Source organism: Streptomyces sp. NPDC000404 (assembly GCF_040300365.1).
Classification (GTDB): domain Bacteria; phylum Actinomycetota; class Actinomycetes; order Streptomycetales; family Streptomycetaceae; genus Streptomyces; species Streptomyces ramulosus.
On record NZ_JBEPDN010000006.1, the window covers coordinates 259,189 to 285,266 of the forward strand.

Annotated in this window: 23 protein-coding genes, 1 tRNA gene and 1 pseudogene; 14 read left to right on the forward strand and 11 right to left on the reverse strand. The window is 72.1% G+C overall.

Translation table 11 applies throughout. The features are described 5' to 3' along the window. Positions 1-18 precede the first annotated feature (18 nt). Positions 19-864 (forward strand): SURF1 family protein, encoded by an 846-nt coding sequence (locus ABT345_RS13620; RefSeq protein ID WP_345077802.1) that lies wholly within the window; start codon positions 19-21, stop codon positions 862-864. Between the two features lie 334 nt (positions 865-1,198). Here the strand turns inward: ABT345_RS13620 and ABT345_RS13625 are convergent, their stop codons facing one another. Beyond that, positions 1,199-3,004, reverse strand: coding sequence for a S9 family peptidase (locus ABT345_RS13625; RefSeq protein ID WP_345078552.1), 1,806 nt, complete (start codon positions 3,002-3,004; stop codon positions 1,199-1,201). Between the two features lie 171 nt (positions 3,005-3,175). Here ABT345_RS13625 and ABT345_RS13630 point away from each other — a divergent pair. Then, positions 3,176-4,010, forward strand: a pseudogene (locus tag ABT345_RS13630) (class I SAM-dependent methyltransferase). A 43-nt stretch (positions 4,011-4,053) separates the two neighbouring features. Here the strand turns inward: ABT345_RS13630 and ABT345_RS13635 are convergent. The 3 genes from ABT345_RS13635 to ABT345_RS13645 form a co-directional block, all read right to left on the reverse strand. Further along, the gene (locus ABT345_RS13635) at positions 4,054-4,722 is read right to left on the reverse strand and encodes an O-methyltransferase (protein WP_345077800.1); all 669 of its coding nucleotides are present in this window, start codon (positions 4,720-4,722) and stop codon (positions 4,054-4,056) included. Between the two features lie 61 nt (positions 4,723-4,783). Next, positions 4,784-6,007: an MFS transporter gene (locus ABT345_RS13640; RefSeq protein ID WP_345077797.1), complete on the reverse strand. Its 1,224-nt coding sequence runs from the start codon at positions 6,005-6,007 to the stop codon at positions 4,784-4,786. 197 nt (positions 6,008-6,204) lie between these two features. Next, positions 6,205-6,516: an ArsR/SmtB family transcription factor gene (locus ABT345_RS13645; RefSeq protein ID WP_345077794.1), complete on the reverse strand. Its 312-nt coding sequence runs from the start codon at positions 6,514-6,516 to the stop codon at positions 6,205-6,207. A gap of 506 nt (positions 6,517-7,022) precedes the next feature. Here ABT345_RS13645 and ABT345_RS13650 point away from each other — a divergent pair. The 3 genes from ABT345_RS13650 (at position 7,023) to ABT345_RS13660 (ending at position 10,798) form a co-directional block, all read left to right on the forward strand. Continuing rightward, positions 7,023-8,435 (forward strand): family 2B encapsulin nanocompartment shell protein, encoded by a 1,413-nt coding sequence (locus tag ABT345_RS13650; protein ID WP_345077791.1) that lies wholly within the window; start codon positions 7,023-7,025, stop codon positions 8,433-8,435. A 191-nt stretch (positions 8,436-8,626) separates the two neighbouring features. Beyond that, the gene (locus ABT345_RS13655; RefSeq protein ID WP_386460562.1) at positions 8,627-9,904 is read left to right on the forward strand and encodes a family 2 encapsulin nanocompartment cargo protein terpene cyclase; all 1,278 of its coding nucleotides are present in this window, start codon (positions 8,627-8,629) and stop codon (positions 9,902-9,904) included. Positions 9,905-9,919: 15 nt separating this feature from the next. Next, entirely contained in the window at positions 9,920-10,798 is an 879-nt protein-coding gene (locus ABT345_RS13660; RefSeq protein ID WP_345077788.1) for a geranyl diphosphate 2-C-methyltransferase, read from the forward strand. Positions 10,799-11,037: 239 nt separating this feature from the next. On the opposite strand, the gene ABT345_RS13665 is transcribed toward ABT345_RS13660, so the two are convergent. Continuing rightward, positions 11,038-11,111 (reverse strand) — tRNA-Pro (locus ABT345_RS13665). A gap of 107 nt (positions 11,112-11,218) precedes the next feature. After that, the gene (locus ABT345_RS13670) at positions 11,219-12,145 is read right to left on the reverse strand and encodes a metallophosphoesterase (protein ID WP_345077786.1); all 927 of its coding nucleotides are present in this window, start codon (positions 12,143-12,145) and stop codon (positions 11,219-11,221) included. 150 nt (positions 12,146-12,295) lie between these two features. Here ABT345_RS13670 and ABT345_RS13675 point away from each other — a divergent pair, with 150 nt between their 5' ends. After that, a complete protein-coding gene (locus ABT345_RS13675) occupies positions 12,296-12,760 on the forward strand; it encodes a GatB/YqeY domain-containing protein (protein WP_345077784.1) in 465 nt (154 codons plus the stop codon). A 78-nt stretch (positions 12,761-12,838) separates the two neighbouring features. On the opposite strand, the gene ABT345_RS13680 is transcribed toward ABT345_RS13675, so the two are convergent. Further along, complete coding sequence (locus ABT345_RS13680; RefSeq protein WP_345077782.1) at positions 12,839-15,031, reverse strand: transglycosylase domain-containing protein; 2,193 nt, start codon at positions 15,029-15,031, stop codon at positions 12,839-12,841. 397 nt (positions 15,032-15,428) lie between these two features. On the opposite strand from ABT345_RS13680, the gene ABT345_RS13685 reads away from it, so the two are divergent. Beyond that, positions 15,429-15,770 carry a WhiB family transcriptional regulator gene (locus tag ABT345_RS13685; protein WP_030285505.1) on the forward strand — a complete coding sequence of 114 codons (342 nt, stop codon included), beginning with the start codon at positions 15,429-15,431 and terminating at the stop codon, positions 15,768-15,770. Between the two features lie 214 nt (positions 15,771-15,984). On the opposite strand, the gene bagB is transcribed toward ABT345_RS13685, so the two are convergent. Then, positions 15,985-17,325 (reverse strand): ATPase BagB, encoded by a 1,341-nt coding sequence (gene bagB / locus ABT345_RS13690; RefSeq protein ID WP_345077778.1) that lies wholly within the window; start codon positions 17,323-17,325, stop codon positions 15,985-15,987. Continuing rightward, positions 17,322-18,344, reverse strand: a complete 1,023-nt coding sequence (gene bagA, locus ABT345_RS13695) for an ATPase BagA (RefSeq protein WP_345077775.1) — start codon at positions 18,342-18,344, stop codon at positions 17,322-17,324. Before bagA ends, bagB begins: the two co-directional genes overlap by 4 nt. A 244-nt stretch (positions 18,345-18,588) precedes the next feature. Between bagA and ABT345_RS13700 the strand changes: the two genes are divergently transcribed. The 5 genes from ABT345_RS13700 (at position 18,589) to ABT345_RS13720 (ending at position 21,824) form a co-directional block, all read left to right on the forward strand. Continuing rightward, positions 18,589-19,260: a hypothetical protein gene (locus tag ABT345_RS13700; protein ID WP_351322105.1), complete on the forward strand. Its 672-nt coding sequence runs from the start codon at positions 18,589-18,591 to the stop codon at positions 19,258-19,260. Between the two features lie 88 nt (positions 19,261-19,348). Beyond that, on the forward strand, positions 19,349-19,507 hold the full coding sequence (gene sp36, locus ABT345_RS13705; RefSeq protein WP_020129281.1) for a Sp36 family protein: 159 nt from the start codon (positions 19,349-19,351) through the stop codon (positions 19,505-19,507). Further along, the gene (locus tag ABT345_RS13710) at positions 19,504-19,968 is read left to right on the forward strand and encodes a RidA family protein (protein ID WP_345077767.1); all 465 of its coding nucleotides are present in this window, start codon (positions 19,504-19,506) and stop codon (positions 19,966-19,968) included. The genes sp36 and ABT345_RS13710 overlap by 4 nt, the downstream gene beginning before the upstream one ends. 126 nt (positions 19,969-20,094) lie before the next feature. Next, positions 20,095-20,997 carry an NUDIX hydrolase gene (locus ABT345_RS13715; protein WP_345077764.1) on the forward strand — a complete coding sequence of 301 codons (903 nt, stop codon included), beginning with the start codon at positions 20,095-20,097 and terminating at the stop codon, positions 20,995-20,997. After that, positions 20,994-21,824, forward strand: coding sequence for an MBL fold metallo-hydrolase (locus tag ABT345_RS13720; protein ID WP_345077761.1), 831 nt, complete (start codon positions 20,994-20,996; stop codon positions 21,822-21,824). Before ABT345_RS13715 ends, ABT345_RS13720 begins: the two co-directional genes overlap by 4 nt. Positions 21,825-21,847: 23 nt before the next feature. On the opposite strand, the gene ABT345_RS13725 is transcribed toward ABT345_RS13720, so the two are convergent. Further along, positions 21,848-22,660, reverse strand: a complete 813-nt coding sequence (locus ABT345_RS13725; protein WP_345077757.1) for a nucleotidyltransferase domain-containing protein — start codon at positions 22,658-22,660, stop codon at positions 21,848-21,850. 209 nt (positions 22,661-22,869) lie between these two features. Next, positions 22,870-23,544: a Crp/Fnr family transcriptional regulator gene (locus ABT345_RS13730; RefSeq protein WP_006604164.1), complete on the reverse strand. Its 675-nt coding sequence runs from the start codon at positions 23,542-23,544 to the stop codon at positions 22,870-22,872. Positions 23,545-23,984: 440 nt separating this feature from the next. Here ABT345_RS13730 and nth point away from each other — a divergent pair, with 440 nt between their 5' ends. Further along, positions 23,985-25,112, forward strand: coding sequence for an endonuclease III (gene nth, locus ABT345_RS13735; RefSeq protein WP_386460552.1), 1,128 nt, complete (start codon positions 23,985-23,987; stop codon positions 25,110-25,112). A gap of 303 nt (positions 25,113-25,415) precedes the next feature. Next, complete coding sequence (locus ABT345_RS13740) at positions 25,416-26,069, forward strand: NUDIX hydrolase (RefSeq protein ID WP_345078546.1); 654 nt, start codon at positions 25,416-25,418, stop codon at positions 26,067-26,069. Positions 26,070-26,078: the final 9 nt, after the last annotated feature.

Below are 26,078 nucleotides of genomic sequence, written 5' to 3' on the forward strand. Positions count from 1 at the left end.
GCCCCGTACCGTTGAGGCGTGTACCGGTTCCTGCTGACCCCGCGGTGGTGGGGAATCAACGTCTTCGCCGTACTGGCGATCCCCTTCTGCATCTTCATGGGCAGCTGGCAGCTCGGCCGCTTCGAGGTCCGCTTCGACTCGCATCAGCAGCAGGCGGAACGGGCCGCGGCAGCCGAGACGGCCGCCGCTCGGCCCCTCGGCAGCCTCCTCCCCGTCGACCAGGTCACCTCCGGCCGGCAGGCCCGCGCCCGCGGCACGTACGACGTCCGGCGCCAACTGCTCGTCCCGGACCGCACCCTCGACCGCAAGGCGAGCAGCCGCCCGGGCTTCTACGTCCTGACGCCGCTGCGCACCGACGGCGGCAAGGCCCTCCCGGTCGTCCGCGGCTGGCTCCCCGGCGACGCGGACAACCCCGCCGACACCGCGAAGGTGCCCGCGCCGCCGGCCGGTGAGGTCACCGTCACCGGTGCCCTCCAGGCATCCGAGAACATCGGCACCAGCGGCGTGCACTCCGCCGGCGGCCTCCCCAAGGGGCAGCTCGGCATGATCAGCGCCGCCTCGCTGGTCAACATCGTGCCGTACCCGGTCTACGACGCCTGGATCACGCTCGGCGACACCTCCGCGCCCTTGAAGGCCGTACCGCCGGCCGCGGCGGAGGGCAGCGGGCTCGACCTCAAGGCGTTCCAGAACCTCGGCTACACCCTCGAATGGTTCGTCTTCGCCGGCTTCGTCGTCTTCATGTGGTTCCGCCTCTTCCGACGCGAGGCGGAGACGGCCCGGGACGCGGCGTTGGGGATCGGGGACGGGGACGGGGACGGGGTTGGTGTGGGGGAGGGGGAGCGGGAAGGGGTTTCGGTGGGGTAGGGGTTCCTCTGGGGGCCTCCCCCGCCCCCTCCCTCCCCCTCCACCCTCCTCACCCCTCCCGCCCCGCCCCCCCCCAAGCTCAGCCCGGCAGCCCGGCAGCCCGGCAGCCCGGCAGCCCGGCAGCCCTGCGCCGACTCGGCCCACCCGGCCGAGACCGACCCGCGCCGACTCGGCCCACCCGACCGGGACCGACCAGGACCGACCGAGACCGACCGCCCCAACCGCCTGACCGGGACCGACCGGGCCCGCCCGGGACCAACCGGCCCCGCCCAGGACAGCCCAGCCCCGCTCAGGACTGCCCCGCCCAGGACAGCCCCGCCCTACCCCCTCAACCTCAGCTCTCCCCCTCCTCCCGCGCGTTCTCCTTCAGGTACCGCAGCGCGAAGTCCAGTTCCAGGCGGACCTGCTTGATGCGTTCCTCGACGACGAGGGAGCCGTGGCCCGCGTCGTAGCGGTAGACCTCGTGCGGGTGGGCGCGCTGCTCCAGGCGCTCGACGTAGTTCTCCACCTGCTGGATGGGGCAGCGGGGGTCGTTGACACCAGCGGAGATGTAGACCGGGGCCCGCACCGCGTCCACGTAGGTGAGCGGGGAGGACGCCTCGAAGCGCTCCGGGACCTCTTCCGGGGTGCCGCCGAGGAGAGTGCGGTCCATCGCCTTGAGGGCCTCCATCTCGTCGTGGTACGCCGTGACGTAGTCCGCGACCGGGACGGCGGCCAGGCCCAGGGCCCAGGCGTCCGGCTGGGTGCCGAGGCCCAGCAGGGTGAGGTAGCCGCCCCACGAGCCGCCGGAGAGGATCAGCCGCTCCGGGTCGGCCAGGCCCGAGGCGACGGCCCATTCGCGGACCGCGGCGATGTCCTCCAGCTCGATCAGCCCGACACGGTGCTTGAGCGCGTCCGTCCAGGCGCGGCCGTAGCCCGTCGAGCCGCGGTAGTTGACGCGGACGACCGCGAAGCCGTGGTCGACCCAGGCGGCCGGCGCGGAGGCGAATGCGTCGCTGTCGTGCCAGGTGGGGCCGCCGTGGATGTCGAAGACGGTGGGGAACGGGCCGTCGCCCGCGGGCCGCTGGACCAGGGCGTGGATCCGGCCGCCCGGCCCCTCCACCCAGGCATCCGTCACCGCGACCGAGGCCGGGGCCTTCACTCCGGGCGGGTCGAGGACGACCGCGCCGCTCGTCGACCGGACCTCCGGCGGCTGGGCGGCCGACGACCACAGGAACTCCACGGCGCCGTCGGGCCGCGCCGTCGCGCCCGACACCGTGCCCGCCGGGGTGGCCACCCGCTCCAGTCCGCCACCGGCCTGCCCGTCCGTGCCGAGGCCGTAGCGCCACAGCTCGCTGCGGGCCTGGTACTCGTGCTCGATCAGCAGGGCCGAGCCGTCCGGGTACCAGTCGGCGCCCACGTCACCGGGGAGATCGATGTCGAGAGCGGTCTCGACGCCGGTCAGCGGGTCCCAGACCATCGGCTCCCACCGGCCGCGCCGCTGGTGGCCGACGAGCAGCCGGGTGTCGCCGGCGACCGGCGCGAAGCCCATCACGGACAGCCCCAGCTCCTCGGTGCCGCCCTTGGTGTCGTCCAGCTCGGCGACGGTCGAACCGTCCGGGCGGACGACGCGGATCGCCGAGTGCATCGCATCGCCGTGCTCGGTGTGCTCGATCGCGATCAGCGAACCGTCGTGGGAGTAGTCACCGACCCCGGCCGATTCCTGGTGCCGGTAGATCTCCACCGGCTCCGCACCGGGCCGTACGACGTGGATCGTCGAGCCCTCCTCGTCCGTGGAGCGGCCGGCGACGGCGGAGCCGTCCCGGCCGAGGGCGAGCCCGGCGGGGTAGGAGGGGGCGAGGCCGGGCGTGGCCGGCTCGTCCGCGCCGCCGCCGAACGGCTGCCGCATCCACACCCCGAATTCGTCACCATCGGTGTCCGAGAACCACCAGATCCACTCGCCGTCCGGTGACAGCGTGCCGTCCGTGGTGCCGTTCGGCCGGTCCGTGGCCTGCCGCTGCCGACCGGTCTTCCGGTCCCAGGCGTACAGCTCGAAGGTGCCGGTCGCGTTGGAGACGAACAGGGAGCGGTCCGGGGCGTCCTCCGCCCAGTCCGGCAGGGAGACCCGCGGGGCGCGGAACCGCTGCTCCCACTCCGGCATGCCGGAGCCGTCGGCCGCGGCCGCGGGGGAGTGCGGCAGCGGGGTGTTCTGCGGGCCGTCCGGGGCGGTGCCGGGGCCGTGGTCGGTGGTCTCGTCAGTCATGGCCCCATTCTGCGCCCGGACGCAGAAATCCTGTTGGCTACCGCCCATGCCTGTGGATAACTTCGCGGAATGCGACCGCACACGGGCCCTGACGACTGGCTTGAGGCCAACCGCGCGAGGTGGGACGAGCGGGTGCCGCTGCACCTGGAGAGCGCGTATTACGACCACGAAGGGTTCCGGCGCAGCCGGGACGCGATCCGCCCCTTCGAGGCGGCGGAGGTCGGCGACGTCACCGGCCGCTCCCTGCTGCACCTGCAGTGCCACTTCGGGCAGGACACCCTCTCGTGGCTGCACCGCGGCGCCTCCCAGGTCGTCGGCCTGGACTTCTCCGAACCGGCCGTCGAGGCCGCCCGCGAGACCGCCGCCGACCTCGGATACGGCGCCGACCGCGCCTCGTTCGTGGCCGCCGATGTGTACGACGCGGTGGCGGCGGTGCCCGATTCCGCCTACGACATCGTCTACACCGGCATCGGCGCCCTCAACTGGCTGCCGGACGTGCAGCGGTGGGCCGAGACGGCCGCCTCCCTCGTCGCCCCCCGGCGGCTTCCTCTACCTCGCCGAGTTCCACCCCTTGTGCGACGCGCTGGACGAGGCCACGGCCTCCCAGGTCACGCACGACTACTTCAGCCGTGAGGCGTGGGTGGAGGAAACCCCCGGTACCTACACGGACTTCGGCGCCCCGACGGTCAACAACCGCGCCGTCGAATGGCAGCACCCGATCGGCGACGTCGTCAGCGCGGTCGCCGCGACGGGGCTGCGGATCGAGTTCCTCCATGAGCACGACATGACGCTGTTCCAGCGCTTCGACGCACTGGAACGCGACGACGACGGCTTCTACCGCCTCCCCGCCGGCCGCCCCCGTATCCCGCTCATGTACTCCCTCAAGGCCACCCGGCCCGCCTGACCGGGCAGGGGCGCCCCTCGGGGACGCCCCTGCGGCAGTGCCCCTACGCGACCACCCGGGCCAGCGCGAAGCCGTCGTACCCCTTGCTGCCGACCGTCTGGATCGCGGTCGCCGACAGCCTCGGGTCCTCGGCCATCATCTCCAGGCAGCGCCGGGTTCCCTGGATCGCGGGCTCGGCGCCGGCCGCGTCGGCGATCTTTCCGTCGCGGACGACGTTGTCGCAGATGATCAGGGATCCGGGGCGGGTCAGCCGCAGCGCCCACTCCAGGTAGTGCGGGTTGTTGGGCTTGTCCGCGTCGATGAAGACCAGGTCGAACGGCTCGGCGCCGTCGGCGGCCAGCGCTGCCAGCGAGTCGAGTGCCGGGCCCACCCGCACCTCGGCGACCGCGGACAGCCCCGCCCGGTCGAGGTTGGCGCGCGCCACCTCGGCGTGTGCCGTGTCCGCCTCCAGGGAGATCAGCCGCCCGTCCGCGGGGAGCGCGCGCCCCAGCCAGATGGTGCTGTAGCCGCCGAGGGTGCCCAGTTCCAGGATCCGGCGCGCGCCCTGGGTCTGCGCGAGGAGGTGCAGCAGCTTGCCCTCGGTGGGGGAGACGGCGATCTGGGGCAGTCCGGCGGCGTCGCTGGCCCGCAGCGCCGCATCGAGGGCGTCGTCGTGCGGGGCGAGCAGCGGGGCCAAGTAGCTTTCGACGGCATTCCATTGGTGCTGTGACACAGGGACCCTTCCGTCAACTCATCGGCGTCGCCAAGGAACGTACTCGCCGCGGACCACGCTGTCAGTGAATTACCTCGCCAACCGGCACCGGCCCGGAACCGGCCGAGGCGGCTCCCGGACCGTGCTCCGGCGCCGCTTCCGCCCGCTCGCCCCACGCCAGCCGCAGCGCCACGGCGACCAGCGCCGCGAGCGCGAACGCGCCACCGGTCCAGGGGAGCGCCCGCGGGCCGAGGGCCGCCAGGGACCAGCCGCCGACCGTCGTCCCCACCGTGATGCCCAGATTGGAGAACGAGACGAAGAGGCTGTTGCCGAACTCCGGTGCCTGCCGGGTATCGCGCCCCAGCCAGCTCTGGCACACGATCAGCCCCCCGGAGTGCACCACCGCCCAGAGCGGGACCAGCGCCACCACGGCCGGCAGGTGCGTCCCCAGGGCGAACAGCGCCGCGAACACGGCCAGGCACAGGACGGGGAAGGCGAGCACGGTGCGGCGCACCCCGCGGCGCAGCAGCGCGGCGAAGGCGAAGTTCCCGAAGATCATCACGACGCCGAACACCAGCAGCATCGCGCTGATCCAGGACCCCCGCATCCCGGTGACGGTCGCGAGATACGCCGCGAAGTAGCCGTAGACGGAGAACAGCGCCGCGAAGACCAGCACCACGGACGCGAGCGTCAGCCACGTCCGCCCCCACCGCAACACGCCCAACTGGGCGCCGTACGACAGCCGTTCCCCCGCCGGCATCGCCGGCAGGAACCGTACGAGGCCCGCCAGGCCGAGCAGATTGACCGCGGCGCCGCACCAGAAGGCGGCCGGCAGCGAGAAGTGTCCGGCCAGATAGGACGTCAGCGGCACCCCGAAGGCGAAGCCGACGGTGACGCCCGCGAAGACCCGCGCCGTGGCCCGCGCCGGCTGCCGCTCCCCGAGCCGTACCGCCGTGGCCAGCGCGACGGAGAAGAAGACCGGATGCAGCAGCGCCGGGATGATCCGGAAGGCGAGCGTCAGCCCGAAGTCCGTGCTGAGCGCGTAGACGGCGTTCGACGCGGCGAAGACGCCCATGGTGACCGCCAGCACGGCCCGCCGGTCGACCGCGGACGACGCCAGCGTCATGAAGGGCCCGGACACCGCCACGACCAGCGCGAACGAGCCCATGAGCAGTCCCGCGGTGGACTCGCTCACCCCCAGCCTGGCCGCCACCTCCGGTAGGACGCCGACGAATCCCATCTCCGTGGTGATGATGCTGAACACCCCCAGCGCGAGCGCCGGAAGCGCCACCGCCTCTCTCCTCATCGCCGTGTCCTTTCCTGGGCCTCTATGTATTGCATCTATGTATCGAGATTTCTCGATACATACGGGCGGGCGGATCCCTGGTCCGTCAGGGCTCGGATTTCAGCGCCCGCGCATCGGGCTGGGCCGGGTCGGGCCAGGCCGCACGGTCACCGGGACCCGGCGGCGCCTCGGCGGGCGTCGCCGGATCCGGCAGCGGCTCAGAGCGCGTCGCGGACGTGTGCCGCGAAGGCTTCGATCGTGCGCTCGTTGCGCCGGTAGTACGTCCACTTGCCGATCCGCTCGGACTCCAGCAGTCCCGCGTCCCGCAGGGTCTGCAGATAGCTGGAGACCACGGACTGCGAGAGGCCCGACCGGGACCGGATGTCGCCGACGCACACCCCGATGTGGAACCCGAGGCCCTGCTGCCGGTACGCGTCCTCGTCGAAGTGGGCGGCCGGATCCTTCAGCCACTGCAGGAACTGCAGCCGGGCCGGATTGGCCAGCGCCTTGTAGATGGCCAGGGGATCCATGGCTCCGCTCCGTCCGCTCCGGTCGGCGCGTTCACCGCAAACGCGTCGCATCTACTTTTCTCGATGTGTCGGAGGATGTCAAACGAGGGGCGGCGAGGCGTCGGGAGCGGATGGGCGGCCGTCGCGGCGGATTGTGCCGCCCCTTGCTCGCCTTTGTCCGAACTTCGCGCAATTTCTGACGAGGCGTTAAGTCATCTCCCGCCGGTTAGCAGAAGAGTGATTCTCCCGGGCGCTTTTCGGTATGACTGACCTGCTCCGTATCGGGTAGTCCGAAAACATTCGGGCCGCTTGCTAAACCTCACACCCCTGAACGTCACCGCATCGAGGTAACACCGGCGTTCTTATTTGCGTGAGCTGGGAGTCCTGCCCCTTTACTGGTCCCCGGGAGTCGGACGGAATTCTGAAATCCGTCCGCTTACCGCATTTCCTCGCGCCCCCCATCCTCTTTCCACCTTTCCTCGGTGGCCCGCGCACGCCGCCACCCCCTGCGAAGGAGAGCTCGCCAGATGACCGTTGAGACCGGCCAGGAGGCCCTGCCGGCCCCCTCCGAGCAGTCCAGCCTGAGCACCGCGGCTGCCCGCAATCTCGCCACCACGACCAAGTCCGCCCCCCAGATGCAGGAGATCACCTCCCGCTGGCTGCTGCGGATGCTGCCCTGGGTCGAGGCGAAGGGCGGCGCCTACCGGGTGAACCGCCGGCTGACCTACACCGTCGGCGACGGCCGCATCGAGTTCGTCCAGGACGGCTCCGACGTCCGCGTCATCCCCCGTGAGCTGGGCGAACTGGCCCTGCTGCGCGGCTTCGACGACGAGCAGGTGCTGAAGGCCATCGCCAACCGCTGCGTCCAGCACGACTTCCGCGCCGGTGAGGTGCTGGCCGAGCGCGGCACCCCCGCCGAAAGCATTCACCTCGTCGCCCACGGCCGGATCAGCCAGACCGCCGAGGGCAAGTACGGCAGCGACGTCTCCGTCAACATCGTCGCCGACGGCGGCCACTTCGGTGAGCAGGCCCTCATGGACGGCGAAGCCGTCTGGGAGTCCACGGCCACCGCGGAGACCGCCGGCACCCTGCTGACCCTCTCCCGCGCCGACTTCGAATCGGTGCTCGCCACGGCGCCGAAGCTCCAGGAGCACGTCGAGAAGGTCCGCGCCCTGCCCCACCAGCGGCAGAACCGTCACGGCGAGGCCGAGATCGCGATGTCGGCGGGCCACACCGGCGAGCCCGAGCTCCCCGGCACCTTCGTCGACTACGAGATGCACCCGCGCGAGTACGAACTCTCCGTCGCACAGACGGTCCTGCGGGTCCACACCCGGGTCGCCGACCTCTACAACGGCCCGATGAACCAGACCGAGGAACAGCTGCGGCTGACCATCGAGGCGCTGCGCGAGCGCCAGGAGCACGAGCTGGTCAACAACCGCGAGTTCGGTCTGCTGCACAACGCCGACTTCAAGCAGCGCATCCAGAGCCACTCCGGTCTGCCCACCCCGGACGACCTCGACGACCTGCTCTCCCGCCGCCGCGGCACGAAGTTCCTCTTCGCCCACCCCAAGGCGATCGCCGCGATCGGACGCGAGTTCAACGCCCGCGGCCTCTACCCCGACCACGTCGACCTCGGCGGCCAGCAGGTCCCGGCCTGGCGCGGCGTCCCGATCCTGCCGTGCAGCAAGATCCCCGTCACCAAGGAGAACACCAGCTCCATCCTCGCCATGCGCGTCGGCGAGGACAACCAGGGCGTCATCGGCCTGCACCAGACCGGCCTGCCCGAGGAGTTCGAGCCGGGCCTGTCCGTGCGGTTCATGGGCATCAACGAGCAGGCGATCATCTCGTACCTGGTCTCCACCTACTACTCCGCCGCCATCCTGGTGCCCGACGCGCTCGGCGTGCTGGAGAACGTGCAGATCGCCCACCGGCGCAGCTAGGGCGCGCACCAGACGCCGCGAGGCCGCCCTTCGGGCGACGACGGGAGCTCGAACAGGCCCTGGGGCCGCCCGGTCCCGCGGGCGGCCGGCGGGACGGCGGCCGCACCGGCCGCGACGGCCCGGACCTTCCCGGGCGGGCGAGCACGCCCGGGATCCGGGGCAGCCCACCTCATCTCACCAAGGAGCTACGGATGTCCGATCCCGGGCCTTCTTCTCTGCAGCCGGGCCTTTCCGCCGCTGCGGCCCGCGCCGGGACCCGCCCCGCCGCGGGCGCCCGGCCCGCGCTGCCCGGCCCGCCCTCGTTCGCCCGGACCGCCCGCCCGGCCGCACCCGGCGCCGCCGCGCGGGAGGGCGCCGCCGCGGTGGAGCGGCCCGCCGTCGAAAGGATCCTGCGCGGCCCCAGCGGCCTGGGCACCGCGAGCCTGCGCCTGCGCCGCCAGGAGGAGCCGGCCGCACCGGAGGAGCCCGCCACATCGGGACCGCCCGCCCCCGGCTCCGCGATCCCCGGCCTCTACCACCACCCGGTGCCGGAGCCCGACCCGGCGCGCGTCGAGGAGATCAGCGCCCGGATCAAGCGGTGGGCGGTCGACGAGGTCCAGGCCTATCCGCCGGAGTGGGAGGACCAGTTCGACGGGTTCTCCGTCGGCCGCTACATGGTCGCCTGCCACCCCGACGCACCCACCGTCGACCACCTGATGATCGCCACCCGGTTGATGGTCGCCGAGAACGCCGTCGACGACTGCTACTGCGAGGACCACGGCGGCTCACCCATCGGCCTCGGCAGCCGCCTCCTCCTCGCCCACACCGCCCTCGACCCGCTGCACACCACGAGCGAGTACGAACCGGCGTGGCTCGCCTCGCTCCAGTCGGACGCCCCCCGGCGCGCCTACCGCTCCGCCATGGAGTACTTCGTCCGCCAGTCCAGCGCCTCCCAGGCCGACCGGTACCGGCACGACATGGCCCGCCTGCACCTCGGCTACCTCGCCGAGGCCGCCTGGGCGCAGGAGGACCACGTTCCGGAGGTGTGGGAGTACCTGGCGATGCGTCAGTTCAACAACTTCCGCCCCTGCCCGACCATCACCGACACCGTCGGCGGCTACGAACTCCCGGCCGATCTGCACGCGCTGCCCGCCATGCAGCGGGTGATCGCACTCGCCGGGAACGCCACCACGATCGTCAACGACCTCTACTCGTACACCAAGGAGCTCAACAGCCCCGGCCGCCACCTCAATCTGCCCGTGGTGATCGCCGAACGCGAGGGCGTCTCCGACCGGGACGCCTATCTGAAGGCGGTGGAGGTCCACAACGACCTCATGCACGCCTTCGAATCCGAAGCCGCCGCCCTGGCCGCCGCCTGTCCCGTCCCGACCGTGCTCCGCTTCCTGCGCGGGGTCGCCGTATGGGTCGACGGCAACCACTACTGGCACCGGACCAACACCTACCGATACAGCCTGCCCGATTTCTGGTAAGAAGTGGATTTCTCTGTGACCAGCACCGAGCTCACCACCGGCACCTCTGTGTTCATTCCCGGCGCGGCCTCGCCCTACCAGGGAGACATCGCCCGCTACTGGGACCAGGAGGCCAGGCCCGTGAACCTGCGCCTCGGCGATGTCGACGGGCTTTACCACCACCACTACGGCATCGGCGCCGTCGACCACGACTCGCTGGGCGACCCCGCCGACAGCGCATACGAGAAGAAGCTGATCGCCGAGCTCCACCGCCTGGAGTCGGCGCAGGCCGACGTCCTCCTGGAGAACCTCGGGGCGATCAAGAGCGGCGACACCCTCGTGGACGCCGGCTGCGGCCGCGGCGGCTCCATGGTCATGGCGCACCAGCGGTTCGGCTGCCACGTCGAGGGCGTCACCCTCTCCGCCAAGCAGGCCGACTTCGCCAACAACCGCGCCCGCGAACTCGGCATCGAGGACCACATCCGCGCCCGCGTCTGCAACATGCTCGACACCCCCTTCGAGACCGGCCGGGCCGCCGCCTCGTGGAACAACGAGTCGAGCATGTACGTCGACCTGCACGACCTCTTCGCCGAGCACTCCCGCATCCTCGGCGTCGGCGGCCGCTACGTCACGATCACCGGCTGCTGGAACCCGCGCTACGGCCAGCCCTCGAAGTGGGTCTCGCAGATCAACGCGCACTTCGAGTGCAACATCCACTCCCGCCGCGAATACCTCCGCGCCATGGCCGACAACCGCCTCGTCCCCCAGGCCGTCATCGACCTCACCCCCGCCACCCTCCCCTACTGGAAGCTGCGCGCCACGTCCTCCCTCGTCACCGGCATCGAGGACGCCTTCATCAACTCCTACGAGGACGGCTCGTTCCAGTACGTGCTGATCGCGGCGGACCGGGTCTGACCCGAACGCCGGCCGCAGAGCAAGGGGCCCGGCTCCGTCGCACGACGGGGCCGGGCCCCTCCGCCGTTCCTCCGGGAGCCGAAGAAAAAAGCTCCCCGCACCAAGTGTGTTTCAGATCACGTACCGGATTTCGACCGGAGAACGCTGACCGCGCGAGGAGCGGACCGTGTGGTGCGCCACAACGAACCAGGGCCCTGATCCGCTTTCACGGATCAGGGCCCTGATCTTTGTTCCTTCAGTCGGGGTGGCGGGATTTGAACCCACGACCTCTTCGTCCCGAACGAAGCGCGCTGCCAAGCTGCGCTACACCCCGAAGCAACGAGCTCTACTTTAGCGGACTGATCCCCAGAGGTGAAATCCGGTTCCCGGGGACCGGCGCGGGGCGCCTCGGCCGGGGTCGGCCGGGCGCCCCGCGGAGGGTCACTCCTTGGCGGTGAGGGTGAGGAGGGTGGCCTCGGGCGGGCAGGCGAAGCGGACCGGGGTGTAGCGGTTGGTGCCGCAGCCCGCGGAGACGTGGAGGAAGGACGTCCGGCCGTCGGCGGTGTGGGTCGACAGGCCCTTCACGCGGTTGGTGTCGAGGTCGCAGTTGGTGACCAGCGCCCCGTAGAAGGGGATGCAGAGCTGGCCGCCGTGGGTGTGCCCGGCGAGGATCAGCGGGTAGCCGTCGGCGGCGAAGGCGTCCAGGGAGCGCAGGTACGGCGCGTGGACGACGGCGAGGGAGAGGTCGGCGCCGGACTCGGGGCCGCCGGCGACCTCGGCGTAGCGGTCGCGCTTGATGTGCGGGTCGTCCAGGCCGGTCAGGGCGATCTCGGCGCCCTCCAGCTTGAGGCGGCCGCGGGTGTTGGACAGGCCGACCCAGCCGACCGCGTCGAACGCGTCGCGCAGCTCCTCCCACGGGTTGTGGACGACGCCGACGGCGGGGGCGTTGCCGTTGAGGCCGTGGCGGCCCTGGACCTTCTCGATCAGATAGCGGGCCGGGTTGCGCAGCTTGGGACCGTAGTAGTCGTTGGAGCCGAAGACGTAGGCGCCGGGGAACTCCATCAGCGGGCCGAGGGCGTCGAGGGTCTCGGGGACGCCCTCGGGGTCGGAGAGGTTGTCCCCGGTGTTGATCACGAAGTCGGGGCGCAGCCCGGCGAGCGACTGCAGCCAGCGCTGCTTCTTGCGCTGGCCGCCGACCATGTGGATGTCGGAGACCTGCAGGACGCGCAACGGCCGCATGCCCCGGGGCAGTACGGGCACGGTGACGCGCCGCAGGCGGAACGAGCGGACCTCGAAGCCGGCGGCGTAGGCCAGGCCGGCCGCGCCGACTGCGGTCAGGGACAGGGGAACTCCGTATCGCGCGCGCATGGTTCCATCGTCGCAGAGTGCCGGGCCGCCGGCGGCGGCCCGGCTGCGGGCCGCAGCGGCGGCATCGCGGCTGTTCATGGGGGTGACAGGGGGCCGCGGTGCGGGGAAAAGGTGCGACGGCTGCCGGTGGGGGCGGGCATACTCGACGGCATGACCACGCTCAAGTCCAAGCTTCAGGATGACCTCACCGTCGCGATCAAGGCGCGCGACGAACTGCGCTCCTCGACCCTCCGCCTCACGCTGACCGCGATCAACAAGGAGGAGGTCGCGGGCAAGGCAGCGCGCGAGCTGTCCGACGCCGAGGTCGAGAAGATCATCGCGCGGGAGGCGAAGAAGCGCCGCGAGGCCGCGGAGGCGTTCGACAAGGGCGGGCGCGGTGAGTCGGCCGAGCGCGAGCGGGCCGAGGGCGAGGTCCTCGCCGGCTACCTGCCCAAGCCGCTGTCCGACGAGGAGCTGGAGATCCTGGTGGCGGCCGCGGTGGCGGAGGCCGCGGGCTCCGGCGCCGAGGGCCCGAAGGCCATGGGCGCCGTCATGAAGATCGTCAACCCGAAGGTGGCGGGCCGGGCCGAGGGCGGCCGGGTCGCCGCGGCCGTCAAGAAGCTGCTGGCCGGCTGAGACGCCTGCCGGCTGCCTACGCCGAAGGGGCGCCCTCCCGGTGGGAAGGCGCCCCTTCGGCGTGCTCGCGGCGCGGCCTCAGTGGTGCTGCTTGAGGCGGTCCAGTATGTCGCCGGGGAGGTGCCAGCCGCCGCCCGGCTTGTTGCCGTGGTTGCCCGGCTTCGCGGGCTTGCCCTTGCCGGGCTTCCCCTTGCCCTTGCCGTCGTCCGCCGGCTGATCGCCGGGATCGTCGATCTGGACGGTCGGCAGGCCCGGCGCCGGACGCCCGGCGAGTGCGCCGTTCATCGCGTCCCGCCAGATGGGGCCGGGGGTGTCGGCGCCGTAGACCTTCTCGTGGAAGGTGCCGCCGATGGTGATGTTGAACATCTTCCGCTTGTGCATCGGGTCGCCGACCCACACGGCACCGGCCATGTTCGGGGTGTAGCCCACGAACCAGGCGGCGTAGCGGCTGTCGCTGGTGCCGGTCTTGCCCGCGCTGTCGCGCCCGCCGAGGCCGGCCTCCTTACCCGTACCGTCCTCGACCACGCCCTTGAGCAGGGCGTTTATCGTCTTGGCGGTGTTCTCGGACATCGCCTGCTGGCAGTCGCTGCGCGGTACGGCCATCGGCTTGCCGGCCGCGTCGGTGATCGAGGCGATGGCGATGGGCGTGCAGTAGGTGCCGTTGTTGGCGAAGGCGGCGTACGCCGCGGCCATGGTCAGCGGCGACATCTCCTGCACGCCGAGGGTCATCGACGGCACTTCCTGCATCGGCTTGCCGTCGGCGCGCTCGATGCCCAGCTTGTCGATCATCTTGACCGCCGGGCAGATGCCCATGTCGCTGATCAGCTGCACGAAGTAGGTGTTGACCGACTTCGCGGTCGCCTCCTTCATGGCGTACGGGCCGACCTCCGACTTGTTCTCGTTCTGCGTCGAGTCGTGGCCCTGCCATTCGCCGTTGCAGGTCTGCACCGGGCTCGGGTACTGCATCCGGTACGGCGAGGAGTACTCCTGGTACGGGCTCATGCCCTGGTCCAGCGCGGCGGCGGCGACCAGCGGCTTGAACGTCGAACCGGGCTGGTACCCGGCGCCGCCGCCCATGTCGTGGTTGACGGAGAGGTTCATCACCGTCTCGTTCTTGCCGAACCCGTACGGGCGGGACTGGCCCATGCCGAGGATCTTGCCGGTGCCGGGCTCCACGATCGTCGCGGCGCTGGCGACCTGGTCATCGGCGTGGACATGACCGCCTATCGAGGCCTGGACGGCCTTCTGGGTCTGCGGATCCATGGTGGTGCGGATGGTCAGACCGCCCTGGTTCCACCGCTTCGCGCGCGCCTTGGCGGTCTTGCCGAACGTCTTGTCGTTGAGGAAGACGTTGCGGACGTAGTCGCAGAAGAATCCGGCGCCGTCGGTCGCGGTGATGCAGCCGTTCTTGGGGCGGCTGACCGCCAGCTTGATCGGCTGCTTCGCCGCCGCGTCGGCCTCGGCCTGCGTGATGTCCTTCAGATCGGCCATCCGCTGGAGCACGGTGTTGCGGCGGCGGGTGGCCTCGTCGCGGTTGTTGAGCGGGTCGTAGCGCGTCGGGGACTGCACGAGGCCGGCGAGCAGCGCCGATTCGCCGAGGCTGAGGTCCTTGGCGGACTTGCTGAAGTACCGCTGGCTGGCGGCCTCGACGCCGTACGCCTGCTGTCCGAAGAAGGTGATGTTGAGGTAGTTCTGCAGGATCTTGCGCTTGCCGAGCTCCTTCTCCACCTGGATCGCGTACTTCAGTTCCTTGATCTTGCGGCCGATGGTCTGCTGCGTGGCCTGCGCGACCTTGTCGGCGTCGTTCCCGGCTTCCTCGATGAAGACGTTCTTCACGTACTGCTGCGTGAGCGTCGAGGCGCCCTCGGAGACGCCGCCGGACTGCGCGTTCTTGTTGACCGCGCGCAGGATGCCCTTCATGTCGACCGCGCCGTGCTCGTAGAAGCGCGCGTCCTCGATCGCGACGATCGCCTTCTGGATGTACGGCGACATGTTCTTGAGATCCACGACCGTGCGGTCACGGGAGTAGATCTTGGCGATCTCGGTGCCGTTGGCGTCCTGGACGATGGTCCGCTCGCTCAGCGGTGGCGCCTTGAGGTCCGAGGGGATCTCGTCGAACCCTTCGACGGTGCCCTTGGCCGTGAGGCCCAGTGCTCCGGCGGCAGGAAGGGCGAGACCCGCGAGAACGGCTCCGGCCAGCACGCTGACACCCAGGAATTTCGCGGCCTGCTGGGTCTTGCTCAGACCCCTGCCGTCGCGCTTCTTACCCATGAGGGCACCCTACGTTCTCAATCGCCGGACAGGGGCGCAACTGTTCGCCTACGCTGTTTCACATCTGTCACAGCGGAGCTTTCCGCCCCAGCGTGCCCGTCCTCCCCCTTCCGGTCCATTCGCGCGTGGGGCCGTATCCCGAACATCCGCTCGTGTCACCGGAATTCCGGTATGTACCCGGCGACCTGTCCTGCGATGCGAGAAAAGCGACGTATGTCGCTCGCTCACTCCGTTGGGTGATCTGCCGCGTACGCATAGTCCGTTAGGACCATTCAAGATTGGGCCCGAAGGGGGTGTTGCGCCCTGCTCGCCTTCCGTAACGTCCTCAACTGGCAACGGTGAATATGCCGCTTGCCGCCGTGGGGGAGCCTCGATTTCGGGAGAGGACGGCGCCAGCATGAGCTGGGTAACCGACTGGAACGCACAAGCAGCCTGCCGCACCACCGATCCAGACGAACTGTTCGTCCAGGGGGCGGCCCAGAACCGCGCCAAGGCCGTGTGCACCGGGTGTCCGGTACGCACCGAATGCCTTGCCGATGCGCTGGACAACCGGGTGGAGTTCGGCGTCTGGGGAGGCATGACCGAGCGCGAGCGCCGCGCGCTGCTCCGCCGCCGCCCGACCGTGACGTCATGGCGGCGCCTGCTGGAGACGGCGCGCACGGAGTACGAGCGCAGCACCGGCATGCTGCCCGTGGAGTGCGAGGACGAGACGTACGACACCTACGCCGCGGTCAGCTGACCAGCTGACCGCGGGATCCACCGGATCGGCCCACGCGTCAGCGCACGAGCCGGGCCGCGGGTTCGCCGTGCCGGCAGCGCGTTCTGCCGTGTCCGCGATGCCCGTCGTGGATTTCTGCCGTACCCGTACGCGCCAACGCGCCGGGTGCGAGGGGCGGATGAGGCGAGCCGAGTCACCGGGCCGCGCCCGTCAGGGCCGCCGGCCGGGGAACGGGTCAGTCGGATGCGTCGGTATGGGTGGGGTCGAGGGCGAGGCGGGCGCCGATCAGCCGCAGACCGTCGAGATCGTGGACGTCGCCGGGGAGCGCGGCGATCTCGGCGACCGGGACCTCCGGATGCAGAGCGGTGAAACGATCCCGCGTACGGCGCTCACGGTCGAGAATCTGCATGCGTTCGGCGTGCAGTCGAAGGAGACCGGCGGCGAGTTGCTCGGCGGAGACCGGGGGGTGTCCGGCAGGCGCCGCCGGGGCGGGAGAGGGGCCGTCGGCGGTACCGGAAGCAGCCTTCCCGTCGCCGTGATCCACAATGCCGTCCGCGCCAAGATTTTCCGCCGCGCCCGGGGCCGCCCCGGCGTCCGCCTCGGCCTCCTCCGCGGCGCGGTCGGCCAGCGTCTCGGCGGCGGCCAGCGCCCGCTCCGCGCTCAGCTTCGCCGCCCCGCTGCCGTGCACGCGGTTCAGCACGAGGCCGGCCAGCGGCATCCGCTCGGCCGCCAGCCGCTCGACGAAGTACGCCGCCTCCCGCAGCGCATCCCGCTCCGGCGCCGCCACCACCAGGAATGCCGTGCCGGGGGCCTGGAGCAGCCGGTAGGTGGCGTCCGCGCGGGTGCGGAAGCCGCCGAACATCGTGTCCATCGCGGCGACGAACGTCTGGACGTCGCGCAGCAGTTGACCGCCCATCAGCTTGCTGAGGGTGCCGGTCATCATCGACATCCCGACGTTGAGGAACTTCATCCCGGCCCGGCCGCCGACCTTCGCCGGGGCCATCAGCACCCGGATGAACTTGCCGTCCAGGAACGACCCGAGGCGCTTGGGCGCGTCCAGGAAGTCCAGCGCGGAGCGGCTGGGCGGGGTGTCGACGATGATCAGGTCCCACTCGTCGCGGGCGCGGAGCTGGCCGAGCTTCTCCATGGCCATGTACTCCTGCGTGCCCGCGAAACCGGCCGACAGGGACTGGTAGAAGGGGTTGTCCAGGATGGCGCGGGCGCGGGTGGCGTCCGCGTGGCCCTCGACGATCTCGTCGAAGGTGCGCTTCATGTCCAGCATCATCGCGTGCAGCTCACCGCCGGACGCGCCGTCGACGCCCTTGACCTGGCGGGGGACGTTGTCCAGCTCGGAGATGCCCATGGACTGGGCGAGCCGGCGGGCCGGGTCGATGGTCAGGACGACGGCCCGGCGCCCGCGCTCCGCGGCGCGCACGCCCAGCGCGGCGGCCGTGGTGGTCTTGCCGACGCCGCCGGAGCCGCAGCACACCACGATGCGGGTGCCGGGGTCGTCGAGCAGCGCGTCGACCTCCAGCCAGGGGGCCGGGGCGTCCAGCGTCGGATCGTCGGCGGTCATATGGGCCCCTGTCTCCGCAGCTCCCTCGCCAGGCGGTAGAGACCGGCGAGGTCCACTCCCTCGGGGAGCAGCTCCAGCTCGTAGGTGGGCAGGCCGAGCGCGGTCAGCTCGGCGTGCTCGGCGCGCTCCAGATCGACGCGCTCGGCGTGCTCGCGCGCCTGCTCCAGCAGCGGGTCGATCAGCCGCTCGGCCAGCCCGCCGCGGCGCGCCCCGCCCAGCCCCGCCTGGGACAGCGCCTTGGCCACGCCCGCGCGGGCGCCGCGGGCGGCGATGTCGAGATCGCCGGTGCCGAGCACGGCGGGACGGGTCATGTTGATGACGATGCCGCCGACCGGGAGCCCGGCGGCGCGCAGCTCCGCGATGCCGTCCGTGGTCTCCTGGACCGGCATCTCCTCCAGGAGCGTGACCATGTGCACCGCGGTCTCGGGGGACTTGAGGACCCGCATGACCGCCTGGGCCTGATTGTGGATCGGGCCCATCCTGGCCAGGCCCGCCACCTCGTCGTTGACGTTCAGGAAGCGGGTGATGCGGCCGGTGGGCGGGGCGTCCATCACCACGGCGTCGTAGACGTACCGGCCCTGCTTGTCCTTGCGGCGCACGGCCTCGCACGCCTTGCCGGTCAGCAGGACGTCCCGCAGGCCCGGGGCGATGGTGGTGGCGAAGTCGATCGCGCCGAGCTTCTTCAGGGCCCGGCCGGCGCTGCCGAGCTTGTAGAACATCTGGAGGTAGTCCAGCAGCGCGCGCTCGGCGTCGATGGCGAGGGCGTGCACCTCGCCGGGGCGGCGCCCGCCGCGGGCGGCGTCACCGGCCGAGGCGGCGTCCGGCCCGGGGGCCACGGCGATCTTGCGTTCCTCGTACGGCAGGGCTTCGGTCTCGAAGACCTGGGCGATGCCCTGGCGGCCCTCGACCTCGACCAGGAGGGTCCGGCGCCCCTCGGTGGCCAGGGCAAGGGCGAGGGCAGCGGCGACCGTGGTCTTTCCGGTGCCGCCCTTGCCGCTGACGACATGGAGCCTGCTCACGTCAAGGAGCCTAACCAGTCCCCGCCGCGGCTACGCACGGGACGACCCCGGATCCGACCCGGAGACGATCCCCTACGGGACGGGCCGCCGTATACGGGAGCGGCGCCCGTGGCGGGCATTCCCGGCGCTTTCCGGACAACGTTCTGGAATTACCTGGTGCGCCGCCGGGGTATACGGGATGACCTGGCATCGTGAGCGCCTCGGACAAGGGGGAATCGCCATGGGGATGAGGAAGCGCACGGCCGTGACGGTGACGGTTGCCGTCGGGGTTGCCGCCGCATTAATTCCTCTCCTTTACGTCGTGATGGCGAATTCGGACACGCGCCCCAGGAAAGGGAATTACCGCAGTACGATCGTCAGCGCGCGTAAGGGGCTGTTCGAGGGGTCTTTTCGGTACAGCACGATCGAAAGGGCGACGGCAGGGGGGATCACGTCCTTCCGGGTCACGGTCGAGGGCGCCCGGGCGCACCGGCCGTCCGGCGGGGAGCCGTCGCGCGGCAGCGGGAGCGCGCAGGTCGGCGCGCTCATGGGTGCCCGGCTGAGCTGCGCCGGCAGCCATATCACCTGCACCGCGAATTCCTCGGAGCGTCAGCCCGTACTCACCCCGCAGGACTCCGCGGAATGGGAGTGGACGATCGCCACCCCGGAAGCGGGAAAAGCGAGTGTCGCGCTCACCCTCACCGCGTATTACGAGGACACAAAAGAGGTGCTGGCGGAGACTTCTCCCCTTGCGCAGGTGATCGAGGTCGAGAAGGAGTGGAGTTTCTGGGGGATGATCGGCGATTCGTGGCAGTGGTTCGCCGGGGTCCTCGCGGTGCTGGCGGGGGCCGTCCCCCTCGTCGAACACCTGGAGCGCCGGCGGCGCCGGGCGGCGGAGGGAGAAGAGGGGGCGGAACGGCACGCTCCGGCCGGTTGAGCCGCAGGTCCCGACGGGGGCCGCCGGTTGCCGCGGCGGTGGGGGCGGCGGCGTCCGAGGCCGCCGGGGCAGGCATTACGCTCGCTCCATGACCAAGTGGGAATACGCGACTGTGCCGCTTCTCGTACACGCGACGAAGCAGATTCTGGACACCTGGGGCGAGGACGGCTGGGAGCTGGTCCAGGTCGTTCCGGGCCCGAACAACCCCGAGCAGCTGGTGGCCTACCTGAAGCGGGCGAAGGCGTGAGCGCCGTCGAGGCGAGGATCGCGGAGCTGGGGCTGAAGCTCCCCGAGGTCGTGCCGCCGCTGGCCGCGTACCAGCCCGCGGTGCGCTCCGGGAACCACGTCTTCACCTCCGGCCAGCTGCCCATGGTGAACGGCGCCCTGCCGGCCACCGGCAAGGTCGGCGCCGAGGTCGGCCCGGAGGCGGCCAAGGAACTGGCGGCGACCTGCGCGCTCAACGCGCTCGCCGCGGTGAAGTCCGTGACCGGCGATCTGGACCGGATCCAGCGCGTCGTGAAGGTCGTCGGCTTCGTCGCATCCGCTCCTGACTTCACCGGCCAGCCCGGGGTCATCAACGGCGCCAGCGAGCTGCTGGGCGAGATCCTCGGCGACAAGGGCGTGCACGCCCGGTCCGCGGTCGGCGTCGCGGTGCTGCCGCTCGACGCGCCCGTCGAGGTCGAGATCCAGGTCGAGATCGCGGAGTAGTCCGCGCCTCCGGTCGTCCGTACGCCCGGCCGCTCCGGGAAAACCGGGCGCGGCCGGGCGTACGTCTGCGCGGGGCGCCGAAAAGAGCCCCTCGAACATCCGCGCGTGAGCGCATAGCATCCGGCCATGTCGTCGACGACCAATGGCCAGTGGTATCCGCCGGAGTGGCCGGGCCTCATCCGGGCGCTCGTGAACGGCGAGCTGACCCCCGCCGAGCCCCGGCGCGCCGCGACCGTCCTGCTGCTGCGGGACGGCGACGGCGGCCCCGCCGTCCACATGCTGCGCCGCCGCGCCTCCATGGCCTTCGCCGGAGGCGCGTACGCCTATCCGGGTGGCTCCGTGGATCCGCGCGACGAGCGGCCGGTCGCCTGGGCCGGGCCCTCGCGCGCCGCCTGGGCCGCGCGGCTGGGCGTCGACGAGGCCGTCGCGCAGTCCGTCGTCTGCGCCGCCGTCCGCGAGACGTTCGAGGAGTCCGGGGTGCTGCTCGCGGGCCCGTCCGCGACCACCGTCGTCGCGGACACCACCGGCGACGACTGGGAGGCCGGCCGCGCCGCCCTGGTCGCCCACGAACTCTCCTTCGCCGACTTCCTCGACCGCCACGGGCTGGTGCTCCGCTCCGACCTGCTGGGCGCCTGGGCGCGCTGGATCACCCCCGAGTTCGAACCGCGCCGCTACGACACCTGGTTCTTCGTCGCCGCGCTCCCCGAGGGGCAGCGCACCCGTAACGCCTCGACGGAGGCGGACCGCACCGTGTGGACCCGCCCGGCCGACGCCGTCGCCGGATACGAGCGCGGCGAGCTGCTGATGATGCCGCCGACCCTCGCCACCCTGCGCGCCCTGGAGCCGTACGGGTCCGCCGCGGCTGCCCTGGAGGCTGCGGGGCGGCGCGATCTGACGCCGGTGCTGGCCCGCGCCCGGCTGCGCGACGGCGAGATCGAGCTGAGCTGGCCGGGGCACGAGGAGTTCACCAAGCACATCGCGCCGGGGGAGACGGCCCCGGGCGACGCTCCGGAAGGAGGCCGGGCATGACCGACGCGGTAGCGCTCCCCGGACAGCCCCGGGGCACGGTGGTCTCCGGGCCCGCCACCGACCGCGCCCGGTGCGTCCTGGCGCCCAACCCGTCGGCGATGACCCTGGACGGCACCAACACCTGGCTCGTCGCCGAGCCCGACTCCCCGCTGGCCGTCGTCATCGACCCCGGGCCGCTCGACGAGGGCCATCTGCGGGCCGTCGCCGATGCTGCTGAGCAGGCCGGCAAGCGCATCGCGCTGACCCTGCTCACCCATGGGCACGCCGATCACGCCGAGGGTGCCGCCCGCTTCGCCGAGCTGACCGGTACGGCCGTCCGCGCCCTGGACCCGGCGCTGCGCCTGGGGGACGAGGGGCTGGCGGCCGGCGATGTGATCACCACCGGCGGGCTGGAGCTGCGCGTCGTCCCCACGCCGGGGCACACCGCCGACTCGCTCTCGTTCCATCTGCCCGCCGACGCCGCCGTCCTGACCGGCGACACCGTCCTCGGGCGCGGCACCACGATGGTCGCCCACCCCGACGGGCGGCTCGGCGAGTACCTGGACTCGCTGCGCCGCCTCCGCTCGCTGACCGTCGACGACGGGGTGACGACGGTGCTGCCCGGACACGGCCCGGTGCTCGACGACGCCCAGGGGGCGATGGAGTTCTACCTGGCGCACCGCGCCCACCGGCTCGCCCAGGTGGAGACCGCGGTGGAGAACGGCCACCGGACGGCGTCCGAGGTCGTCGCCGCGGTCTACGCCGACGTCGACCGCTCCCTGTGGCCCGCCGCCGAACTGTCGGTACGGGCGCAGCTGGAGTACCTGGGGGAGCACGGGCTGATCTGAGGCGCCCGGGGCGTCCGGGCCGCTCAGGGGCGGGGCGCCTTCGGACCGTGGACGGCCAGATACTCGTCGGCCAGCCAGGGCGCGAGATCGGCCAGCAGCTCGTCGAGCAGCGCGGGGTGGTCCGCCGGGGCGCGGGCGGCGCGGGCCGCGGCGCGCATCTGTTCGGCGCGCGCCGGGTAGTAGCGGCCGAACACCTCGGCCATCTCGGTCAGATCGCTGGTCCAGCCGCCCCACCGCGGCATCACCAGCGTGAAGCCGCAACGCACCAGGTGCCGGCTCATCCCGCGGGTCAGCCGCCGCCGCTCCGCCTCCGTACGCGCCGCCGCGGCGCGCTCGCGCATCCCGGGCAGCACGCGGAAGAGGTCACCGTTGGTCTCGCGGGCCAGCAGCGAGGTCGGACGGTAGCGGGGCAGCCGCTCGGCCAGGTCGGGGCCGCTGAGCGGGGTGCACAGGCAGGCCACGAACCAGCCCAGGTCGTACCGCTCCCGCTCGCTCAGCAGCCGCGCCACGCCGTCGATCAGGACCCCGGCGCCGTCGATCTGCGGGAAGGCCGCGTCGAGTTCCGCGCCCAGGGCCTCGGCGGCGGCGTGGTCGTCCGGGGTGGGCGGCGAGTGGAGCGCGAGCAGCAGATCGAGGTCGGAGACCCCGGGGACGGCGGTGCCGCGCGGGATGCTGCCGTAGAGGTAGGCGCTGTGCAGCCGGTCGCCGAAGCGCGCGGCGCTGCGCTCCCGGGCGGCCGCGGCGACGGGCGCGAACTCGGCGGAGATCCGGGCGAGCGAGCCCTCCCGGAGGAAGCAGCCGTCCTGGTCGAGTCCCGGGCCCGTGGAGTCGGTCATGGCGTCAGCATGACGACGCGTCCGCTGCGCGGGCCACCGGATTTCCCGGCCCCGCGTGCGGCGCGGCGGACGTGTACATGCCGCTGAGGCGCCGTATACGGCCGCTCAGGCGGTTTTCCCGGCCCCGGGCGGGCCGGGGCGCGGCGCGCGGAATTGCGGCGCCGTACGGGCCGGGAACGGGGCGCCGCCGCGGGGGCGGCGCCCGGGGGTCAGCGGGAGCGCTTCGCCAGCCGCTCGACGTCGAGGAGGATCACCGCGCGCGCCTCCAGGCGCAGCCAGCCGCGGCCCGCGAAGTCGGCGAGGGCCTTGTTGACCGTCTCGCGGGAGGCGCCCACCAGCTGGGCCAGCTCCTCCTGCGTCAGGTCGTGCACGACGTGGATGCCCTCCTCGGACTGCACGCCGAAGCGGCGCGACAGGTCCAGCAGGGCGCGGGCGACCCGGCCGGGGACGTCCGAGAAGACCAGGTCGGACATCTGGTCGTTGGTCTTGCGCAGGCGCCGGGCGACGGCGCGCAGCAGGGCGGTGGCCACCTCGGGCCGGGCGTTCAGCCACGGCTGGAGGTCGCCGTGGCCCAGGCCGAGGAGCTTGACCTCGGTGAGGGCGGAGGCGGTGGCGGTACGCGGGCCCGGGTCGAAGAGCGACAGCTCACCGATCAGCTCGCCGGGGCCGAGGACGGCGAGCATGTTCTCGCGGCCGTCCGGGGAGGTGCGGTGCAGCTTCACCTTGCCCTCGGTGACCACGTACAGGCGGTCGCCGGGGTCCCCTTCGTGGAACAGGGCGTCGCCGCGAGCGAGCGTGACCTCTCCCATCGAGGCGCGCAGCTCCGCCGCCTGCTCATCGTCGAGCGCCGCGAAGAGCGGTGCGCGCCGCAGAACGTCGTCCACGAGATCTCTCCTTGTCGACATGCTCCGGGGGACTGTGGTCCCCATCATGCCGGAATGCAAAACAGTGCGATCAATCACAAGTTTGCCGGACCGATGGCCCGAGCCCTACGCCAGGGGGCCGATCGGGGTGGTGAAATCCGGTGATCGAGTCGGATGTCGGTGGGTGGTCGTAGTCTGGCCGAGTGTCCAACACGCCGGTGAGAGCACGGGACGAGGGGGGCTGAGCGAGTGACCGCCGAACGCGATTCCGCTCTGGGCGAACGGCCGCCCGTGAACGCCCCGGAAGCGAACGTAAGCACCAAATCGCCGGTCCCGCCGAGGCGCGCGCGGCGGCCGGCGCGGACGCCGCAAACCCTCGGCGCGGCGCGCCCGGCGAGGCGTCCGGCAGCGGCACCGGTACGGAAGTCGGCACGGCACGAGTCGGTACGGAAGAGGGCGGCGTGAAACACACCCCAGCGAAGACGACGGAAGCGACCGCACCCCCGGCCGGGCGGAACGGCGCGGAGGCGGCCACGTCGCGGGCGGCGGTCAAGAAGGCGGCGGCGAAGAAGGCCGTCGCGGTGAAGAAGACCGCCGGGAGCGCGGCGGCCAAGAAGACGGTGGCCAAGAAGACGGCCGCCGGGGCGGGCGCGGCCAAGAAGACCGCGACGAAGACCGCGACGAAGACCGTGACGAAGAAGGCCACGGCGAAGAAGACCGTGGCCAAGAAGGCGACGGCGGCCGCCTCAAAGACCGTTCCGCCCGCCAAGAAGACCGCCGCCGAGAAGCCGGCCGCCGCCAAGGCTCCCGCCCGTAAGCCGGAATCGCGGGTCGCGCTGGTGCGGCGGGCCCGGCGGATCAACCGGGAGCTGGCCGAGCTGTATCCGTACGCCCACCCGGAGCTGGATTTCACCAACCCCTTCGAGCTGCTGGTCGCGACGGTGCTCTCCGCGCAGACCACCGACCTGCGGGTCAACCAGACCACCCCGGCGCTCTTCGCCGCCTGCCCCACCCCGGAGGACATGGCGGCGATGGACCCGGAGCGGCTGGAGGAGCTGATCCGGCCGACGGGCTTCTTCCGGGCCAAGGCACGGTCGCTGCTCGGCCTGTCGGCGGCGCTGCGGGACCGCTTCGGCGGTGAGGTGCCCGGCCGCCTGGAGGACCTGGTCACGCTGCCCGGCGTCGGCCGCAAGACCGCCAACGTCGTCCTCGGCAACGCGTTCGGTGTCCCCGGCATCACCGTCGACACCCACTTCGGCCGGCTGGCGCGCCGCTTCGGCTGGACCACCCAGGAGGATCCGGAGAAGGTCGAGGCGGACGTCGCCGCGCTCTTCCCCAAGAGCGAGTGGACGATGCTGTCGCACCGCGTGGTCTTCCACGGCCGCCGCGTCTGCCACTCCCGCAAGCCCGCCTGCGGCGCCTGCGGCATCGCCCCGCTCTGCCCGTCGTACGGCGAGGGCGAGACCGACCCGGAGAAGGCGAAGAAGCTGCTCAAGTACGAGCTGGGCGGGCAGCCGGGGCAGCGGCTCAACCCACCCGCCGGTTTCCCCGGCAGGCCCGCGCCCCCGCTGGGGGCCCCGGCCTCATGACACCGGCCACGGCCGCACCGGCGGTACGGGCCGCACCCACGGCCCCGGAGGCGGGCCGCGCGGCCCCGCACCGGGCGCCGCACACCGAACCAGGGCCTTGAGGGGGCGCGTATGACGAGTGCACGGGAGCAGTACGGCGAACGGACCGGCGACCGGCGGGGCGAGGAGGGGCACCCCGCCGGGGGAGCCGCCCCGGAGAGCGGCCGGACCCCGCCCGGCGACGGCCCGGCGGGCCCGGACGGCCCCGGTGCGCCGTCCGCCGCGCCCCGGACCGCGGGCGCCGGGCGGCTCCCGCAGGCACGGGTGAGCACCGAGGGGCTGCCGAAGTGGCTGGATCCGGTGGTCCGCGCGGCGCAGACCGTCGAGCCGCACCAGCTCAGCCGCTTCCTGCCGCCCGAGAACGGCGGCCGCCAGTCCGCGGTGCTGGTCCTCTTCGGGCAGGGCGCCCGCGGCCCCGAGCTGCTGCTGATGGAGCGCGCCGGGACGCTGCGCTCGCACGCCGGGCAGCCCTCGTTTCCCGGGGGCGCGCTCGATCCGGAGGACGGCGACCCGGAAGGCAGCGGTCCGGTGCGGGCCGCGCTGCGGGAGGCGCAGGAGGAGACCGGGCTCGACCCGGCGGGGGTGCAGGTCTTCGGCGTGCTGCCGCGGCTCTACATCCCGGTCAGCGGCTTCGTGGTGACGCCGGTGCTCGGTTGGTGGCGCGAGCCCAGCCCGGTCGGCGCGGTCGACCAGGCGGAGACGGCCCGGGTGTTCACGGTGCCCGTGGCGGATCTCACGGACCCGGCCCACCGGGTGACGGCCCGCCATCCGCGTGGTCACACCGGTCCGGCGTTCCTCGTCGAGTCGGCCCTGGTCTGGGGTTTCACCGCCGGGGTCATCGACCGCCTGCTGCACTTCGCGGGTTGGGAGATTCCGTGGGACCGCACGAAGCAGGTCCCGCTCGACCGGAGCGCGTGAGACGGTGTC

Excerpts from the sequence above, each read along its gene's own strand:
- ABT345_RS13640 (WP_345077797.1), bottom strand. The coding sequence starts at position 6,007 with ATGAGGAGAGAGGCGGTGGCGCTTCCGGCGCTCGCGCTGGGGGTGTTC.
- ABT345_RS13715 (WP_345077764.1), top strand. The coding sequence starts at position 20,095 with ATGTCGTCGACGACCAATGGCCAGTGGTATCCGCCGGAGTGGCCGGGC.
- ABT345_RS13685 (WP_030285505.1), top strand. The coding sequence starts at position 15,429 with ATGAGCTGGGTAACCGACTGGAACGCACAAGCAGCCTGCCGCACCACC.
- ABT345_RS13650 (WP_345077791.1), top strand. The coding sequence starts at position 7,023 with ATGACCGTTGAGACCGGCCAGGAGGCCCTGCCGGCCCCCTCCGAGCAG.
- ABT345_RS13675 (WP_345077784.1), top strand. The coding sequence starts at position 12,296 with ATGACCACGCTCAAGTCCAAGCTTCAGGATGACCTCACCGTCGCGATC.
- ABT345_RS13725 (WP_345077757.1), bottom strand. The coding sequence starts at position 22,660 with ATGACCGACTCCACGGGCCCGGGACTCGACCAGGACGGCTGCTTCCTC.
- ABT345_RS13625 (WP_345078552.1), bottom strand. The coding sequence starts at position 3,004 with ATGCCGGAGTGGGAGCAGCGGTTCCGCGCCCCGCGGGTCTCCCTGCCG.
- ABT345_RS13655 (WP_386460562.1), top strand. The coding sequence starts at position 8,627 with ATGTCCGATCCCGGGCCTTCTTCTCTGCAGCCGGGCCTTTCCGCCGCT.
- ABT345_RS13645 (WP_345077794.1), bottom strand. The coding sequence starts at position 6,516 with ATGGATCCCCTGGCCATCTACAAGGCGCTGGCCAATCCGGCCCGGCTG.
- sp36 (WP_020129281.1), top strand. The coding sequence starts at position 19,349 with ATGACCAAGTGGGAATACGCGACTGTGCCGCTTCTCGTACACGCGACG.
- bagB (WP_345077778.1), bottom strand. The coding sequence starts at position 17,325 with ATGACCGCCGACGATCCGACGCTGGACGCCCCGGCCCCCTGGCTGGAG.
- ABT345_RS13670 (WP_345077786.1), bottom strand. The coding sequence starts at position 12,145 with ATGCGCGCGCGATACGGAGTTCCCCTGTCCCTGACCGCAGTCGGCGCG.
- ABT345_RS13680 (WP_345077782.1), bottom strand. The coding sequence starts at position 15,031 with ATGGGTAAGAAGCGCGACGGCAGGGGTCTGAGCAAGACCCAGCAGGCC.
- ABT345_RS13720 (WP_345077761.1), top strand. The coding sequence starts at position 20,994 with ATGACCGACGCGGTAGCGCTCCCCGGACAGCCCCGGGGCACGGTGGTC.